At 72.2% G+C, this 2,832-nt stretch carries 3 protein-coding genes; all 3 read left to right on the top strand.

Translation table 11 applies throughout. The features are described from left to right. Window positions 1–70: 70 nt before the first annotated feature. Window positions 71–955, top strand: a complete 885-nt coding sequence (locus FV228_RS25790) for a LysR substrate-binding domain-containing protein (RefSeq protein ID WP_147857144.1) — start codon at window positions 71–73, stop codon at window positions 953–955. 134 nt (window positions 956–1,089) lie between these two features. After that, window positions 1,090–1,434, top strand: a complete 345-nt coding sequence (locus FV228_RS25785; RefSeq protein WP_147857143.1) for an MliC family protein — start codon at window positions 1,090–1,092, stop codon at window positions 1,432–1,434. A 256-nt stretch (window positions 1,435–1,690) separates the two neighbouring features. Then, window positions 1,691–2,832, top strand: a 1,142-nt coding sequence (locus FV228_RS25780; protein ID WP_147857142.1) for an NAD(P)/FAD-dependent oxidoreductase, incomplete at its 3' end; no start/stop codon positions are given.

Raw genomic sequence — 2,832 nt, 5'->3', positions numbered from 1 at the left:
CTACCGTCCCGCGCCGTCGCTGCAGGACCAAAGCGCCCGGCGGTGCCGCTGCCGGGAGGGGCCTTCGGCGATGATGCGGTTCGATCTCACCGATCTCGGCCTGTTCCGGCACGTGGTCGAGGCCGGTTCGATCACCCACGGGGCGGCGCGGGCGAACCTCGCCCTGGCGGCCGCCTCGACGCGGATCCGGATCATGGAGGATTCGCTGGGCGCCGCGCTCCTGACCCGGGGGCGGCAGGGCGTCAGCCCGACCCCGGCGGGGCGCACGCTCCTGGCCCATGCCCGGGAGATCCTGGCCGGCGTCGAGCGCCTGCGCGAGGAGATGGCGGTGTTCTCCGGTGGCGCGGCCGGGCAGATCCGGGTGCTCGCCAACACCAACGCGCTGACCGAGTTCCTGCCCGACGCGCTGTCGGCCTTCCTGGCCGGCCATCCTGGGATCGGCGTCGAGATCGACGAGCGCACCTCCGAGGAGATCGTCGGGCTGGTGGCCGAGGGCGCGGCCGATCTCGGCATCCTGTCCGGCACGGTCGATACCGGCTCGCTCCAGACCTTCCCGTTCCGGGAGGACCGGTTCGTGCTGGTGGCGGCCCGGGATCATCCCCTGGCGGCGCGGGCCGAGATCCCCTTCGTGGAGGTGCTCGGCCACGACCTGGTCGGCCTCGACCGGCGCAGCGCCATCAGCCGGTTCCTGGTCGCCCAGGCGGTGCGGGAGGGGCGGCCGATGCGTCTGCGGGTGCAGTTGCGCGGCTTCGATGCCGTCTGCCGCCTGGTCCAGGCCCGGGTCGGGCTCGCGGTGCTCCCCGAGAGCGCCGCCGCCCGGGCGGCCCAGGGTCTCGCCATCGCGGTGGTGCCGCTCTCCGATCCGTGGGCCCGCCGCGACCTGACCCTGTGCCTGCGCGACCTCGACGGCCTGCCGCCGTTCATGCGGGCCTTCGTGGCGCAGCTGAGAGGCTGAAGCGTCGTCCCGATTCCAGCGATCCTGATGTGATCGGCGGAATCGCGGTAGAGTTCGTGCCCGGGCTTCGAAGGCCGATTCTCCGATGTCCCGCACATCGGAGCGGTGCCCGGATCAGCACAGCAGGAGGTACCGTGAACCGTTTGCTTTCCCGGGGCAGCATCGCCCTCCTTCTCGCCGCGGGACTTCCGGTCGCGGTGGACCAGGCGCACGCCGCGGCGTCCGCGATCAACCGGGTCGCCTTCGCCTGTCCCGCGGGGCAGACGCTCACGGTCGAGTTCGACACCGCCGACCTGAACGCGCCGGCCGTCGTTCACCCGCCCGCCGGCCCCTCGGTCACCTTGCCGGTCGAGCCGCACGCGGATGGGATCCAGTACGGTGACGCGCGCCATGAGCTGCGCGGCAAGGGTCGCACCGTCACCTGGACGGAGGCAGGCAAGCCACCTCTCACCTGCACGGAAGCCCGATCCGGCAAGTAGGGCCCGGCAAGTAAAAAGCCCGGCCGGAGCGGCTGCTACCGTCGATCCGAGGAAGATCCGGGCCGGGCGATAGATCCGATGAGATACAGAAATTCAATCAGAAGATGAGGCATCCCACCGGAGCCGGCGCGGCAGCGTAACCGTATGTTTCCACGGCCGCGAAAAATTACGTACGTGCTTTACAGAACTCCCGATCGCTACCATTCATGCGTTTTCGCGCGTTCAGGCTCTGACGCGGATGCGGGACGACTTTGAGATGACAGCAATGGGCAGCGAGGCGGAAACCTGCGACGTAGCCGTGGTGGGCGCCGGGCTGGCCGGGAGCTGCCTGGCCGGGGCGCTCGCCCGCGCCGGGACCCGGGTCACGCTGATCGACGCCCAGGCCGAACGCGGTGAGGCACGCCGCGACTTCCGGGCGGAGAAGTTCGGGGCCGACCAGATGGCGCTGTTCGAGGGCCTCGGCTTCGGGGCGGCTCTGGCCGCCTGCACGACGGCGACCGAGGAGGTCGCGGTGGTCCGCTATGGCCGCCTCGCCTACCGGGAGGCCGCCCGTGAATGGGGCGCGCATTATCCCGTCCTGGTCGGGGCCGCCCGGGCCGCCCTGCCCGACGGGCTGCTGACCCCCGGCCGGGTCGCCGATTTCGAGCTCGGGCCGGATCGCCAGATTCTCGCCTTGAGCGATGGCCGCCGGATCGAGGCGCGCCTCGTCGTGCTCGCCACCGGGCTCGGCCATGCGCTGCTCGCCAAGGCCGGCATCGCCAAGCGGGCACTGAGCCCGCGCCACTCCCTGGCGGTCGGCTTCGACATGGCGGCGCCGCGGGCCGCCTTCCCGTTCCCGGCCATGACCTACTTCGCCGAGGGGTTCGGCGGGCGCGACGCCTACCTGACCCTGTTCCCGATCGGGGAGGTGATGCGCGCCAACCTGTTCTGCTACCGCGATCCCGGCGAGCCCTGGGTCGCTTCCCTGCGCCGGGACCCGGAAGCCACCCTGCGGGCGATGATGCCCCACCTGGCGCGGCATTGCCCGGACCTGTCGGTGTCCGGCCCCCTCGAGGTCCGGCCGATCGACCTCGCCCGGGCCGACGGGGTGGAGCGCGACGGGCTGGTGCTGATCGGCGACGCCTTCCAGACCGCCTGCCCGATCCCCGGCACCGGGATCGGCAAGCTGCTCACCGATGCCGACCGGCTCGCCCGGGTCCACGTGCCGGCCTGGCTCGCCACCCCCGGCATGGGCCGGGACAAGATCGCGGCGTTCTACGCCGACCCGGTCAAGCAGGCCTGCGACGCCCGCAGCCTGCGCACTAGCGTCTACGCCCGCGGCCTCGCCGTGGAGACGGGGGCGCTCTGGCGAGCCCGGCGCCTGCGCAACCGCGTCGCCCGCACGGCGATTCGCCTGGT

The sequence above is a fragment of the Methylobacterium sp. WL18 genome (genome assembly GCF_008040015.1).
Classification (GTDB): domain Bacteria; phylum Pseudomonadota; class Alphaproteobacteria; order Rhizobiales; family Beijerinckiaceae; genus Methylobacterium; species Methylobacterium mesophilicum.
Note: the sequence above shows the minus strand (reverse complement) of the source record. Positions and strands in the feature narration are given on the sequence as shown.

Bases quoted from the DNA above. Each gene is read 5' to 3' on its own strand.
- FV228_RS25790 (WP_147857144.1), top strand. From the start codon at position 71: ATGATGCGGTTCGATCTCACCGATCTCGGCCTGTTCCGGCACGTGGTC.